The sequence below is a fragment of the Evansella sp. AB-rgal1 genome, assembly GCF_041820985.1.
Lineage (GTDB): Bacteria > Bacillota > Bacilli > Bacillales > Salisediminibacteriaceae > Evansella.
The window spans coordinates 79,188-94,357 of the sequence record NZ_JBGUAU010000001.1 but is presented as its reverse complement, the minus strand read 5'-3'; the positions used below and the strand labels follow the sequence as shown (position 1 = coordinate 94,357).

The following is a 15,170-nucleotide window of genomic DNA, read 5'->3' as shown; positions in this document are numbered from 1 at the left end:
GATGAGAAATCATTTGTTAATATTGCTTCCGAAAAACAAAGAACAGCGACCTTTCTTTTATAGTGTTGTTATTATTTGGTTTTCGAGTCTCCTCTTTTTCTTGTTCACTGGTGGGAAATTAGCTTTTATGCTTTTTACCATTGTGACAATTCTTTCTGTCTATTTGATTTCTTTGGAAAAATGGAGTGGGATTATGGAAATTAAGGGTGAGAGGATCATAGATCAGGAGGGAATGTCAGATAACGGTCGTTTGGAAACGGGAGATACCATACAGGTGAAAATGGAATATCTCTTGCCGGGGTTTTGGCCACTTACACATGTTTTCGTCAAAGATAGCTTGCATCATCATCAATTAGGTGTAACAACACATGAATCGTCCTTTGTTCCGAATTCTTATAGAAAAGGAGATATTACTTATTCTGTTAAGGTTCAACGGGGGGCTTATGTGTTTGGAACAACCGAATGTACGACAAGCGATGTGTTTCAGCTACAGGAGCATAAAAGTGTAATGGATCTTTCAGCCGCGTTTCGTGTGTTTCCGAAGACGATACCGATTTCCTATTGGGAAGACGTACACACTGTGGAGAGGGCAGCTCACCAGCTTTCTTCTTCCTTACATTATCAAAGGGAAACGACGCAGATTGATGGGGTCAGAGAGTATGTTCATGGAGATAGACTATCGCACATCCATTGGAATGCTACAGCGAAAACGGGAGAGTTGAAGTCAAAAGAGTTTGAGAGAGAGGCTCGTAGGAAAACGGTGGTAATACTAGATCGTCATATTCATAGTTACAGTGATGATAATCATTTCGAGCTGGCTGTTTCCGTTTGTGCTTCTCTTATTACTTACATGATCAGGAAACAAAAGCCTGTGGGTTTGCACTGTTATGAAAATTATATTGAGCCTAGTGTTGGGAAAAAGCATCATTACCGTCTGGAAGAGCATCTGCTCCACGTATATCGCGATGGAAAAATGCCAATTTATCAATTGATAAATAATAGAAGGAAGCTAGTACCAGGAACGGTTATTGCTGTAGTTACACCAGTAGCGAGTGAAGCACTCTACCACCAGTTACGTTTCTTGAAGCACATGAATCTTCAACCTTGTCATTTTTTTATAGGAAAACAAAGGAAGCAGGGTTTCCAGAAGTGGGAACGATCGTTAGCAGAGGAAGGGATTAACGTTTATAGTGTATCAACGTTAGATGATCTACGTGCGGTGTTAGGGGGGAAACTCCATGAATAGGAAGAAACAGGTGGACTGGCTAGAACGCAGTGTCATTCTATTATCTGGTGTTTTTCTTTATTCGTTGTTAACGTGGCTTTCCTCTTACTGGGCGGAGGGTACAAAACCAATCGTTATCGTCGTATTACTAACTGTTTGTGTAACAGAGATGTATTTATTTCGCCGAACATGGCTTCGACGAATGTGCCAATTTTTCCTTTTATTTGGAGTGTTAGTCTATTGGTTGGAGTGGGATATTGGGGGAGTATCCTTTACATCTTGGGATGAAATGCAGCAAGCAATCCTGTTTGTTGGAGATCAGTTATTGTATTATCTTCCCGTGTTTCTGATTGTATTAGGTACATGGATCATTTATATTGTGACAATTAGGTGGTTTGAATCAAAGTGGCGAGCGGTAGGAACTCTTTTTATTAGTGTGCTCTTTTTTTCTGTACTAGATACCTTTACTTCCTTATCTTTGTGGGTCGATATCGTCATAATGATTTGCGCAGTTCTTTTATTGTTAATGGTACATCAGTTTCGAGCACTAAGGGAAAAAAGCGAAGAGGCGTGGGAACACTTAACTGACTATCCTGAAACGTTTATCGTTCCAATAGCTGCGATTATGTCTATCGTTGTGTTTACTGGAATATTTGCCCCTGATATTCGACCTCTCGTTACAGATCCGTACACGTTATGGAAAAAACATAGTAGTTCCAAAGTGGAAACAGGTGTAAATCCAAATAGGAATAGTGATGCCAACAGTAGTTTACCAGTTAGTGGGGATAGTATTTCAGGGTATAGTCGAGATGATCAGGAACTAGGGGGTGGGTTTTCGTTCGACTACTCTCCTGTTATGACAATCGATACGTCTTATCCTACTTATTATCGTGGAGAATCTCGTTCTTTATATACGGGAGCAGGCTGGGTGGAGGATAAAGAGGATGAACTGTTCCAACAAGCTGTGTTTGTGGATGGGGAAGCGAGCACGTTTCAAGGTGATCGTGACTATATTGATACTTCTCTTTTAGAAACTCGGGAGATTACTCAAACTATCACATTTAGTCCGCGAATTGGAAGAACGTTTCCTGTTCTATTTGGTGCTTATTCTATATCAGAGCTTTCTATAACAGACTATTTTGAAGAAGAAGTAGGTTTGAGTCAAGAAAGAAGCCCAATCGTTGAGTATCGTTCATTGGAAAACGAGGATGCTGAAAACTCATTCATATGGCTTCCACATTCAGAAGAAATCCATTTTGTAAGTGACGACGAAACTGCTTTTCCTATGAAATATGAGGTTGTTTCCGAAATCCCCATCATTGATGAAACGAGTTTACGAATGGTAAATAACGTCAATCTAGAAGAAGGATACTGGCAAAGGTATTTGCAACTACCAGAAGAGTTACCGGACCGTATTTTTGACTTAGCGGAAGAAATTGTTGATCTGGATGCTTCTCAATATGATCAAGTATTGGCAATAGAATCGTTTTTAAAAGATACCTATGAATATACGACAGAGCCAGATACTAGTTTGGGAGAAAGTACGGACTTTGTGGATCGTTTTCTTTTTGAGGTGGAGGAAGGGTATTGTGACTATTTCTCCACAGCAATGGTTGTGCTAGCTAGAACTCTGGATATCCCAGCGCGTTGGGTAAAGGGATATACTCAAGGAACACGTGTGGAGGAAGAAATAGATTATTATTTTATGGAGCAAGATCCTACTGCACCTGGTACGTTCCAAGTTCGTAATTCGAATGCACATTCATGGGTCGAAGTTTATTTTGAGGGGTATGGATGGATATCTTTTGAACCGACGCCAGCGTTTTCTCTTCCGACACTGTATGCGACTGAGGAGGTTCCTGCTGAAAATGTAGAAGAGATAGATGTAGCAACAGATGGACAAGAGGAAGATAAAGGAACGTTTTCTCTTTCTGACATTCCTTGGTTCCACGTTGGCCTAATCGTAAGTATCGCAGTTCTTTCTGTTGCTCTTGTCGTAGTGGGGAAAAAACGGTCATGGCATTTTTCGAGAATATGGAGGGATTGGAAAAAAGGGAGATTAGCAACAACTTTAAATGAGAAAATAATCATCGAGTTTGAACGTTTTCTTCGTTTTGCGAACCGAAAAGGGTATGAAAAAGAGGAATATGAAACGATGAGAGAAACGTTTATTCGATGGGGGGAGAAAGATAGTAAATTAGAAGGTGATTTAATGCAGGTACTCCTTTTATTTGATAAGGCGAAGTATGGGAGCAGAGGTATGAGAAAAGTGGATCTTGAAAAAACCAGAAAAAAGGTAATGGATATAAAGAAAAGGATGAAGGGATAATCTTTATTCCCGGAAGAGCTTTAAGAAGGGGAAAGCGGGAAACGAATAGTGGTTTTATTCCCCCGAATGAAGTTTAGAAGAAGGAAACGGGAATCCAAGGGTAGATTGGATTCCCAAGTTATCCTTCCAAAGGAATAATTAAGATGTAACCAGAAGGAAAACTTCCTTCCAATCTTAAATAACCCGCCTAGTTAAAGAGATAGTAATTTTATTGCAGTAGAGGGAATGTGTTTTCCATTCTTACCCAATTGAATAGTGAGATATGGTAAGATAAAGTACAAAGAATAGAAGCAGTTTTCTACAGTAGGGGAGAGTGTGCGTATGATATTGCATAAGGTATTCGATGGTCTAAAGAATATGTTTTTGGACTTAGTTGCAATGGGAAAGGGCTTTATTTATGGATTTGTGATGGTAGGATTGTTTATTACCATTTGTAGTGCATTGATTTATGTTTTTTTCTTCTTAAAAAATGCAATCTTCTAGAAGTGGAGAATAGTGTGTGTGTAATTTAACCCATTCATGAGATAAAACTATCGTTACGAATACCTGATGTATTAGGAGGTAGAGATGAGTAATAATTGGAAGTCATGATAAAACTGAAAGGGAAAGTTCTAGGGGGAACATACGGGAAATACTTAAGTTCTTATCATCACAACAACTCACTTATTTTTCACGCTCCAGAAAATATTTATTGGCACGATAAGAATTGGGAAGGTCAAGGGTTTTGGAGACTAGAATGGTATGAACTACCAAATGGTGATGATGTTCTTTGCCTTTATGAACAAGAGACACCGACCCCTTTGGAATTTGAAGAATGCCCCCCATTGTCTAGTCAAAAATACATAGTGAAAGCCTCTAGCTATTCATCTTCTAACTCTTTGATAAAAAACGTCTTCGGATATGGAGCAGTTCCGAACGAAGAACTTCTTTATTCTATCGTCATACAGCTAGAGAATAACTTTGTACACATTATTGCAGGACCTGTTATAGAAATGAAGATTCTAGATAAACATCCGGAACTATCACATTATGACAGATTATTATTTACAACAGGGAATGAATGATCTAGTGCACAATGGGATATAAAACTACGCTGAGAGATACGAATACTAAATACTAATTAGGAATGAGTCTCGCACCTTCGATAAAAATCAGCATTGTCCTTAACTTAACCTTTATTTAAATAGATGATGATAAGTATCGAGGAGTTTAATTATTAGTCTTTCGATTCCAATTTCCCCAGCCATACTTGTTTTCATCAATACTTGAAATTTGCGTTGTTCCACAGTTATTTAAAAAATCAACAACAAAAAAAATTCTCACGTACTTAGTTATAAGATCGAACATTGTGTGAAAACCTCCTAAACACTTATATAAATTAATTATTGGATAGTTAAGCCAGAACTATACTAGGTGTAGTATTTCAGGCAATTTTTCTTTTCATCTTCACATCATTTCTATATAGTAAAAGTGAAGTAGTGATCTACATAGGAAAAAGCTTGAGGAGATGATAGTTTGCTAGAATTACAATGGTTTGAAATTGTAATGGTTATTTTGTGTGCAATGTTAATTGGTGTTTCAAAAACAGGCATACCTACATTAGGCATTCTTGTTGTTGCAACAATGGCTACCATTTTTCCAGCAAGAGAGTCGATTGGGATTGTATTACCAATGTTAATTGCTGCAGATATTATCGCAGTTACATATTATCGCCGAAGTGTTGATTGGAAGACTTTGTTAAAGCTTATTCCTTGGGTTCTTGGAGGAATTATCGCAGGGTTTATACTGTTATATACAATTGAAGCAAGTAGACCAATTGAAATCATTCTAGGTCTCCTGGTACTAATCTTGATTGGTGTCCAAGTATCGAGAGAGCGATGGGGTGCGAAGTGGTTGGAATCAATGCCAACAACAAAATGGTTTGTTGGAGTCATGGGAACATTAGCTGGTTTTACAACAATGATAGGGAATGCAGCGGGCCCAATTATGGCTATCTTTCTCATTGCGATTGCATTGCCTAAAGAAAAGTTCATTGGTACTGGTGCTTGGTTTTTTTTATCCGTGAATCTAATCAAAGTTCCTATGTATATTAGCCTAGGTTTAATTACAATAGGAACAATTACTTTTAATGCATGTCTAATTCCTGCTATTCTGGTAGGAACATATTTAGGAATAAAATTACTGCCGCGAATTCCACAAAAGCATTTTAATACCATTATATTAATATTAGCTACTATTGGAGGATTGCGCTTACTACTACCATAACTAACAAAGTTGTAGGTTAATCTTTTTTCTAAGAAGAGAATGTATAACATTTCTAGGTAATGTCTATGGAACTTACTATACGTCAAATACAATCTTCCCACGAATTATTCCCCACGTCCTACTCCGTTTTGCATCAGTATTAATGGTAGTGTTTTGGTGAAAATTATGATCATCAGTGGCCGCAAAATTTAGGATAAATATGGGTGGACTTTTAGGATCCATTATAAAGTATATGATGTTCCTCCTTGTGTTAAATTTGTTATCTAATACACTTTTTCTACAATCACTATTTTCGGAAAATAGGTTCTCTGAATTAGGAGATAAGAGATTTGTTTTCCGAAAGATCATGATATTCTAGTACTATTAGTTTTGGAAAGGGGTGACTGTATGAGGAAGTATGAGAAAGATTTCTATTTTGAGCAGAGAGACAAATTGATTAAAAAGCTTCCAGAGCCTGAAAAATCGGTGTTTCTTTATTTTAGAAAAGTGGAAAAAGCGCATTTAGAACAACATGGAAGACTTATAGTTAATGGAAAAACCCCAATCAAAGTAACAGCAGAACATTTCATGATGAGTGAGGGTGAAACGAAGAAAGTTTGTTTAAGAGCCACAATTTTACTAAAGGAGATGATGCAAAAGTAGACTCATGTGAGGTATCCCTCTAAACAAGGATTATTTGTATTCCATAGCGAATTATATAAAAGTCAAGGAGTATTAAGGGGGGCGTGTATTGGAAAATGTATATATCAATATACTAATAATTATTGTTAGTATTCTTATTTATCATATATTTATTACTATACATCAAATATTCAAAAAAAATAGTAAGTACGTACTCGTTATATTATCGGCACTATCTATAGTTCTCTGTATGCATTTTCCGATATACGAGCAACATGGACATGTTTATGATCTTCGTTTTATACCAATGTTTATTGGTGCAATTTACGGTGGGAGAAATGTCGTTTTATCTTTGGTTATATTTTCAGTAGTGAATCGCTTTTTTATTGGTGGCGACGGTTTCTATGTATATTTAATTACCATAACAGTTGTGCTTTTTTTTCTTTACTATTGGTATATTCCAAGATTTAACTCTCTATTGTTAAAACAAAAATTGATCTATTCTATGTTTATAGCTATGTTTTACCCAATACTTGAGTTTCTTATCTGCCATTTATGGTTCGGTACACTTGAACATATCCCGCCAAGACTGATAGGTGTAAGTTTAATTACTAATTTATTCGTAACTGTTGGTGTTATATATTTAATTGAATATTTAAGAAAAGCGAATGAATTGATGGAAAATTATTATATTCAAGATAAGTTTAAAGGATTAAGTGAAATGGCTTCCTCCATATCACATGAAGTTCGAAATCCACTAACGGTTACAAAAGGTTTTATTCAACTTGTAATGAATGATGAGAAGATTGAAATAGAAAAAAGAAATCTTCATCTAGGGCTTGCATTGCAAGAACTTAATCGTGCAGAATCAATCATTACGGATTATTTGACCTATGCAAAACCTTATGAAGAAATAAATTTAGAACAACTGGATGTAATTGAAGAAATAAAATATACTGTGAACGTCCTAAATCCTTTAGCGTTAATGAATAATGTTCATATTCAAGTGAAACATCAACAAAATGAGGCATATTTAATAAAGAATGATAAAAAGAAATTCCATCAAATTATCATTAATTTATCTAAAAATGCAATAGAGGCTATGCCAAGTGGTGGGGATTTAGTAATAAAGATTTCTAAAGAAAGTAAATTTGTAAGTATTGAGATTTCCGATACGGGTGTTGGTATGACAGAAGAGGAATTATCAAGGCTGGGAACACCATTCTTCTCCATGAAAGAGAAAGGAACAGGATTAGGTACAATGGTGGTGTTTAGTTTAGTAGATACATTAAACGGTCGCATATCAGTTACTAGTATAAAGAGGGAAGGAACGACGTTTCAACTTTTATTTAAGAGTGTTGATCACATAGCAGTTAGTGAATAGAATAACGAAAAATAAAGAGGCTGAGACAAAAGCGTTTCCAACGCTGGGAAATCCGAACGAAACTAGAACAAACAATTACAGATTTTTGTGGGAAATATAGTAGACTATATGTAAGCGTTTCTTTTTTTGTAATCCTCAGACAGAAAGGAAGGTTACAGTATGAAAGATCTTATTTACGTATGTAAACTTCAAGAATTAGAAGATGTAGGGGTAAAAGTAGTGAAAGGTGGCGGACATGGTATTGCAGTTCTATATGAAGATAACCATGTTTATGCTGTAGACAACAGATGCCCTCATTTAGGTTTTCCATTACATATGGGCAGTACTTGTGATGGGATCCTTACATGCCATTGGCACCATGCTCGTTTTGATATAAAAAGTGGTGGGACATTAGACCCGTGGGCAGATGATGTAACAACCTATCCAGTGGTAGTAAAAGCAGAAGAAGTTTTTGTGAATCCAACTCCCTATAACAAACAATCCGTAGCGAAACTAAGAAGACGACTGCGCGAAGGTTTAGAACAAAATATTAGTCTAGTTATTGCAAAAGCGGTTGTAGGGTTAGTTGAAAATGGAGAATCACCAAAGAACATTGCGCAAATAGGGGTAGAGTTTGGAACGAAACACCGTCAGAGGGGTTGGAGGTCTGGATTAACAATCCTAACTGCAATGACGAATGTCCTACCATACCTAGATAAAAATGGTAAAATATTAGCTTTATATCAAGGATTAGTTCATGTTGCAAGAGAAAGTGCAAGCATGGGAACTCGATTTTTACTTGGCCCTTTACCAAATACTGAAAAGAAACCAACCATGAAACAACTAACAGAGTGGTACAGACATAGTATAGAGGTAAGGGATACCCAAGGTGCAGAGAGAGTATTATTAACTGCTATTGAAATAGGTGCATCCACAGAGGAACTGTCAGATATGATGATGACAGCAATTACGGATCATTTTTATATGAACGTAGGTCACACGCTTGATTTTCATAACAAGGCATTTGAGGTTCTTTCACAATTAGGGGGAGAAAATAAACAATATATTTTAGCTTCATTACTCCCAGAATTAGCAAATGCATCAAGAAGTGAAGAATCTAATAGTTGGCAAGCCCCTATTAATCTTGTTGAACCGCTTCAAGAGGCATTCTCCAGAATACCTAGTTTCGAGAATAGTACCACAGATGAACACGGTGTTGATGAGGAAGAACTTGTTCAACAATTATTAAGTGACCAACCTATAGAAACCATTCATCAATTAACAAAAGCACTACAGCAAAAAATGTCACCAACTAGATTAGCACAGCTAGTAACGGTAGCTGCAGCTGAAAGAGTTGCTCGTTTTCACGTACAAAATGAATTTCGCGACTGGATAACAGTTCTTCATACATTCACACACACCCACGCAGTACATGAATCATTGAGAAGATCTTCAAGTAAAGAGCTAACAAGAGCAATTTATCATGGGGCAATGAGTATTTATCTAGATCGGTTTCTAAATACTCCATCAGCTAGAAGACCCAAGGTAGATGAGAATTGTACACATATATCCAATACGAATGAACTATTAGAATTACTAAATAAACAACAACAAACGGACGAAGCTGCAAAGTGGGTAGTAACATATCTTGAGAGTTCTGGAGATAAAGTGGAGTTGTTTAATACCCTAGGTCATGCGCTATTAAGAGAAGATGCGGAGTTTCATTCCTTTCAAATGTTTGAAGCTGCTATAACAGAACATGAACATTGGAGGAAAGAGGATTCGTCACTTTCATTAAAGGCACAAGAAACTCTCATCATTGCAGTGACAAGATACTTGGCATCACATGCACCTACTTCAAGAGAAATTCCTCACACTGCGAGAATCGCTATGCGTTTACATCGAGGTGAGAAGTTATTTGAGGAATAAAAAACAAAAGGTGCGTCAAAGGACACTGTCCTTTTGACGCACCTTTTTAACATGTCTAGACTAATTACGCAATTACGGTTGCGCCGATAATTACTAAGAGGATGAACAAGACTAGCACCAACGCAAAACCATTAGTGTAATACATTATTCCAGCCTCCTTATGGTAAGACATAGAAGGAGACGTTATCTCCTTTATTTTTATCATATGTGTAGTACTCTAATTTGTTTGGATGTTACCCTAGATCTCACAAACTTCTTGTTTGTAATTTATATAGTAATAAATATACATGAATGTTTTGTGAATAGAAGTAAGAAAAAGTTCGTGAATGTTTCAGACATTTAAAGTCATTTTCCGATTATCGCTCGGATTTCTCATGTTAAATCGATAAGTACAACGACGATAGTGTGTCAGAAAATGTAATTCCTAGTCAATAATAGTCTGAATATTTTAATATGGGAAACCTTAACAATGTGTTACGATAAATTCCGTTATTAAATAACTAACTTACTAGGTGGTGGCTGAATGCAAAAAAATTCTAAAATTATAAAGGAAGAGGATGAAATAGCAAAAGAAATGGAAGACGAAGATTTTTATACACTTCTTGAGGGTGATCGTCTTTAATTTTTAATATATATAATGGATCTGGAGGAATTAATTTGAAAAGAAAAGATTGTGTAGGAATGCTGTTAGCTGGTGGGCGAGGAACAAGGTTAAAAGACTTAACCGATTATAATGCAAAACCTGCAGTTCCATTTGGAGGAAAGTACCGTATTATTGATTTTACATTAAGTAATTGTAAAAATTCCGGAATTGATACAATTGGAGTATTGACGCAATATCAACCTCACTTATTACATTCATATGTAGGGAATGGAGATGCATGGGATTTTCAACAAAAGCATGGAGGGTTAACAATTCTTCCACCATATCAATGTAAGGATTCGGATCATTGGTACGAAGGAACTGCTCATGCGATATATCAAAACATGCATTTTATTGAACAATATGATCCAGAGAATGTGCTTGTCATTTCAGGAGATCACATATACAAAATGGACTATAACATTATGCTTAAGGAACATAAGCAGATCGATGCAGATGTTACCATATCTGTAATGGAGGTTCCTTGGAATGAGGCAAGTCGTTTTGGTATTATGAACATAGATGAAAAGAATAACAGAATAGTCGATTTTGAAGAGAAACCAGCTTTTCCAACCTCCAATTTAGCATCGATGGGTATCTATATTTTTAAGTGGAGCGTATTAAAAAAATATTTGATAGAGGAAGAGACAAAGGAATGCTCATCTAAAGATTTTGGGAAGGACATTATCCCTAGTATGTTATTAAATAATCAAAAATTGAATGCACACACTTTCAACGGGTATTGGAAAGATGTTGGAACAATTGAAAGCTATTGGGAAGCAAACATGGACTTATTAAAAAATGATACTAATATATTTTTATCAAACAGAGGGTGGGAGATTAATACCGTTGAAAAAACAACTCCACCTCAATTCCTTGATGAAGGCGCGATTGTGAAGCAGTCAATCATAAGTGGTGGTTGTGAAATCTACGGTCAAGTTACCCGCTCTGTCTTATCTACGGAAGTTAAAATTGGAAAGGGATCAGTTGTAAAAAATTCAGTGCTTTTGCCTGGAGCAACTATTGGAGAATTTTGTGTTATAGAAAATGCCATTATCGGTGAAGGTGTATCTCTACCGATGAATTTTAAGTTGAAACCTAATAATAATAAGATTGAATTAGTTGGAACATCCATTATTGAGGATAGTAGAATTTTTAGTGTAAGGTAAATAAAAAAATCACTTCGTGAAGAAGTGATTTTTTCATTTTTATAAGTTTTATAGTGTTAAAGAAATGTTACATTTATTGAATCTCTTGTGGGCTTTTAGGTTAATTCAGATTAATATCCGTAACCGCCACCAACAACAACTGCACCAATAATTGCTAAAAGTACGAAAATCACTAAAACAAAGGCAAAGCCTCCAAAATGGGATTGTGTATGTGACATTCTTTTCAGCCTCCTTAAATTTGAAAGTCAAAATGTTATTAACGAGAATTTGATTCTCTAATTATACCGTATGATTTATTGAAGGAATTGATTGTATATTTGCCTATGACGTCTCAAAATATTAATTCGTCTACCTCGAAAATTCTGTAGTGTACGATTAGTTCGTGTTTAGGAATATGCGAAATGCAGACCTTACTGATATATAATATAACCTGAAACGCTGGTCGTCACATTGGCAGGATCTACCGTTAATATTGCCAAACCTCTGGGAACGATCAATGAGGTATCATGCTACGACCATACAAACCCTTCCTGCGCCAAAAAAGGAACAGATTAACCAAAAATTGAAAGAATTGCATCCCGATAGAAATGTGAATCTTACTAACACATTTGATTACCAAACATTTTCTGGATTGTTGAAAAACAATGACATCCACGTAGATTTGGATGAAATGCTAGAGCGATTTATTGCTCAAGCTGTTTGCAAAGAATATTGTGAAACACTCCTTAAACAAAAGACTTTGTAATACATAAAGAGGTGGAACTAAGTAATATTCCGCCGCTTTTGTTGTAAGAAAAACCGCTGCTGTTCATTCTCCACGGTCTCAACTACGCTGGTGGAACTGCCGAACAACGTTCGTGAATTCTGTCTAAGTACGTACCCATACCTCCTGTGGGATAAACGACGTCATTTCTCCATCCTAGCTCCTGTCTGTTACAGAGTCTCACTTCTGTTCTCCTTTCCGCAGGACATTGTAAACATCCTTGAAACCGTACTAGCTTTTCAAGAAGTTTGTGGATTTACGAACAATATATATAGTTGAAAGCACTAATTTTCTAATCAGGTTATTATCATCTGATATAGGTTCAGAGGTTTGAGTACAACATCTGTATATTCATTTTTATGCATACAAGATACAAGTAATTCTAAGTTCCTATTGTTTTTGTATAGAGAGAGTAATATTCTTAATTTTGACATTATCCAACATAAAAATCTAACGAAATATTACAAAATATAGTAAAATATTCTCAGTTGTTAACAAAATGTTCAAAAAAGATAGTGAAAATAGTCGGAATATCCCTTATAATTATATTATAGAATACAAGAGAAAAGGTGATGTAGGTGAGCCAATTAAGCGATGAGCTGTTACTCGAAGCATATGATATAGCAAAAGATCTTAGTTTATCCAGTGAGTTCTTAACATTACTTGAATTTGAAATAAATTTAAGAGGTTTATATAAAGCATTAAAAACGGAAAAAGTGTTCACTATTTAGAACGTAAGAAGAAATAAGATAAGAGCCTGGCCAGTGCCAGCTCTTATTTTTTATAATTATGCATGAATGTAAGTATTTTCCCTCTTCATCTTTTACAATTACTTGACCGGGGCTCTTGTATTCCCTGGCTACTACTAAACTACGTAAGATAAGGTCTTTTGCCTCAAGTCTTGACTTTACAGATTAAGAAGAAGAGATTTATAGACATTTTCAATTGACGTGTTACAATATTGGTACATAGTACATATAAGGGAGATAGTCTCATGAAACTTTGGTTTAAGAAAATTTCCGTAATCCTTATAACTTTTATGACGTTGGGTGTTTTCATACCACCGACGTATTTAGATGCTCACGGAGACAATAAAGAGTATTCCTCAAATTCAAATTCTAATATAGGTGAACAAGACCTTTCGTCATATACTGAAGATAATTTTACAAGTAATTTAGAGGAAGAACTTGATTTTTCCAATAGCTATGTTGGATCTGAAGAGTATGATACTAGTGAATATTATATAGACTTCTTAACGGATTTAGCGAAGGAACAGATGGTTACTAAACTCGGTCCTAAAATTATTACTCAAGTAGAAGAAGATTTGATAAATAATATTATGCCAAATATGGAAGATGTTGTGAAATCTATCCTAGCAGAAGCAGGAGAAGAGGATATCCAAAATTTTAGTATCTCAGAACAGCCAGCAAGAGGGTATGGGGAGAAAATTTTCAATATTTATAATCAGAAAACAAATAAAGAAGTTGCAAGGTTTGATGTACGACGTGACATAAGACCGAAAGATGGATATTGGTTTAATTTTCATTACCATTTAAGTGACGATGATTTTGAAACACACCATGAATTAGGGGAAGTATATTGGGATAAAAATACTCCGCCAAAATGGATGTCATAGTAGATGGAAAATCCTTAGTATCAGTGATTATTGATACTAAGGATTTTTATTGAATCATTATATTCTACGCATAAGATTATGTTTAGAATATAAACGATTTTTCTCCTGTTCGAGTATTTTTCTATTCTCATGATCTTGTTTAACGTTTGGTTTAAATTGTTGTTTTATTTTTGAGAATAATGACATGTTATCTCACCTCACAGTTTCTTTCTTACTTATAGTCTAAACATTTCATAACATAATCAAAACGTTCTTGAGGTTGTTATTCGCTCCTCCCATGGTCTGAGTTTTCTCTCCAACGAAAGTTTACTATAAATTAATTTTAATCTCCTTAGGTAGGCGTTGAGGAGCGTTAGGTACATTACGTGGTTCAAAGTTCACGACATCGGAAGAAAAAATATGGATTACTACTTGTCCTTTTATTGTCTTTGCCTTAATCAATATTGGTTGGTTATGAATGTTTTTAAAAGTAAAATCAGGCCCGTACCAACTCACGGTAGCATCCCTTCCAGGTGGAACATACGGCACCCTTCGACTATGTGAATATCGCTGAATCATCTCAACTCCAGCACGATCTACTGCATTAAATAAGGTGGATGACACTTGACATATTCCTCCACCAATCCCTTCGTACAATTCTCCTTTCACGATAACTGGGGCAGGTAAATAGCCTTTCTCGAGGGTTCTTTCTCCAACAACTTCATTAAAAGAAAAAATCTCTCCTGGAAAAACAACAGCATTATTAATAGCTTCAGAAGCAAGACTTATATTATGTGAACGTTCATGATTTCTTTGATTGAAATAAGTAACATAACTACCTATTTGTTTCACGCGTATTTCTGCTAGTAATTCACTATCAACTTTTGGATGAATGGGTATAAGAGGTACATTCATTTTTGCTGAGCCTCGTCCGAAATAATATGTATAAAACTGTTTTTTAAATGCTAACTGGTTTAAAGCATAACCATCCTCGCCTGGTTTAATTTCTCCAGAATCATTAATAAATGCATTTCGCGGTGGATTGTAAACTTCTAGTTTTACTTTTTCCATTAAACCTTGAAATGTAGTCATATCAATTACGGAATCGCCAAAAATAGGAGAATAATACGCAGCTCTATTGACAGTAGCAAGTGTTTTATCTTCATGAGTGAGTAATAAATTATCGTTCGTTTTAGAAAAAGGTGCGATTAGTAATAGTAACGCTAAAAATAAGTTATGCATAAAAAA

General features: G+C 35.7%; 15 protein-coding genes. 12 read left to right on the top strand and 3 right to left on the bottom strand.

The window, feature by feature from the left end; translation table 11 throughout:
- Position 1: 1 nt before the first annotated feature.
- From ACERII_RS00495 to ACERII_RS00460, 8 genes are all read left to right on the top strand, one after another.
- Positions 2-1,246 (top strand): DUF58 domain-containing protein, encoded by a 1,245-nt coding sequence (locus ACERII_RS00495; RefSeq protein ID WP_373639427.1) that lies wholly within the window; start codon positions 2-4, stop codon positions 1,244-1,246.
- Positions 1,239-3,554, top strand: a complete 2,316-nt coding sequence (locus ACERII_RS00490; RefSeq protein WP_373639426.1) for a transglutaminase-like domain-containing protein — start codon at positions 1,239-1,241, stop codon at positions 3,552-3,554. The genes ACERII_RS00495 and ACERII_RS00490 overlap by 8 nt, the downstream gene beginning before the upstream one ends.
- 321 nt (positions 3,555-3,875) lie before the next feature.
- Entirely contained in the window at positions 3,876-4,037 is a 162-nt protein-coding gene (locus ACERII_RS00485; RefSeq protein ID WP_373639425.1) for a hypothetical protein, read from the top strand.
- Between the two features lie 104 nt (positions 4,038-4,141).
- A complete protein-coding gene (locus tag ACERII_RS00480) occupies positions 4,142-4,618 on the top strand; it encodes a hypothetical protein (RefSeq protein ID WP_373639423.1) in 477 nt (158 codons plus the stop codon).
- 451 nt (positions 4,619-5,069) lie between these two features.
- Complete coding sequence (locus ACERII_RS00475; protein WP_373639422.1) at positions 5,070-5,819, top strand: sulfite exporter TauE/SafE family protein; 750 nt, start codon at positions 5,070-5,072, stop codon at positions 5,817-5,819.
- A gap of 387 nt (positions 5,820-6,206) precedes the next feature.
- On the top strand, positions 6,207-6,461 hold the full coding sequence (locus ACERII_RS00470; protein ID WP_373639421.1) for a hypothetical protein: 255 nt from the start codon (positions 6,207-6,209) through the stop codon (positions 6,459-6,461).
- Positions 6,462-6,549: 88 nt separating this feature from the next.
- Positions 6,550-7,824 (top strand): ATP-binding protein, encoded by a 1,275-nt coding sequence (locus tag ACERII_RS00465; RefSeq protein WP_373639419.1) that lies wholly within the window; start codon positions 6,550-6,552, stop codon positions 7,822-7,824.
- Positions 7,825-7,983: 159 nt separating this feature from the next.
- Complete coding sequence (locus ACERII_RS00460) at positions 7,984-9,732, top strand: Rieske (2Fe-2S) protein (protein ID WP_373639418.1); 1,749 nt, start codon at positions 7,984-7,986, stop codon at positions 9,730-9,732.
- A 64-nt stretch (positions 9,733-9,796) separates the two neighbouring features.
- Here the strand turns inward: ACERII_RS00460 and ACERII_RS00455 are convergent, their stop codons facing one another.
- Positions 9,797-9,877 (bottom strand): YjcZ family sporulation protein, encoded by an 81-nt coding sequence (locus ACERII_RS00455; RefSeq protein ID WP_373639660.1) that lies wholly within the window; start codon positions 9,875-9,877, stop codon positions 9,797-9,799.
- 512 nt (positions 9,878-10,389) lie between these two features.
- Between ACERII_RS00455 and ACERII_RS00450 the strand changes: the two genes are divergently transcribed.
- Positions 10,390-11,544: a glucose-1-phosphate adenylyltransferase gene (locus tag ACERII_RS00450; protein WP_373639417.1), complete on the top strand. Its 1,155-nt coding sequence runs from the start codon at positions 10,390-10,392 to the stop codon at positions 11,542-11,544.
- 110 nt (positions 11,545-11,654) lie between these two features.
- Here ACERII_RS00450 and ACERII_RS00445 read toward each other — a convergent pair whose 3' ends face one another.
- The gene (locus ACERII_RS00445) at positions 11,655-11,762 is read right to left on the bottom strand and encodes a sporulation protein YjcZ (protein WP_373639416.1); all 108 of its coding nucleotides are present in this window, start codon (positions 11,760-11,762) and stop codon (positions 11,655-11,657) included.
- A gap of 278 nt (positions 11,763-12,040) precedes the next feature.
- Here ACERII_RS00445 and ACERII_RS00440 point away from each other — a divergent pair, with 278 nt between their 5' ends.
- From ACERII_RS00440 to ACERII_RS00430, 3 genes are all read left to right on the top strand, one after another.
- Positions 12,041-12,289: a hypothetical protein gene (locus tag ACERII_RS00440; protein ID WP_373639415.1), complete on the top strand. Its 249-nt coding sequence runs from the start codon at positions 12,041-12,043 to the stop codon at positions 12,287-12,289.
- 596 nt (positions 12,290-12,885) lie between these two features.
- Positions 12,886-13,038: a sporulation histidine kinase inhibitor Sda gene (gene sda, locus ACERII_RS00435; protein WP_373639414.1), complete on the top strand. Its 153-nt coding sequence runs from the start codon at positions 12,886-12,888 to the stop codon at positions 13,036-13,038.
- Positions 13,039-13,301: 263 nt separating this feature from the next.
- Positions 13,302-13,943 carry a YpjP family protein gene (locus ACERII_RS00430; RefSeq protein WP_373639412.1) on the top strand — a complete coding sequence of 214 codons (642 nt, stop codon included), beginning with the start codon at positions 13,302-13,304 and terminating at the stop codon, positions 13,941-13,943.
- 309 nt (positions 13,944-14,252) lie between these two features.
- Here the strand turns inward: ACERII_RS00430 and ACERII_RS00425 are convergent, their stop codons facing one another.
- Positions 14,253-15,164 (bottom strand): VanW family protein, encoded by a 912-nt coding sequence (locus tag ACERII_RS00425; RefSeq protein ID WP_373639411.1) that lies wholly within the window; start codon positions 15,162-15,164, stop codon positions 14,253-14,255.
- Positions 15,165-15,170 lie beyond the last annotated feature (6 nt).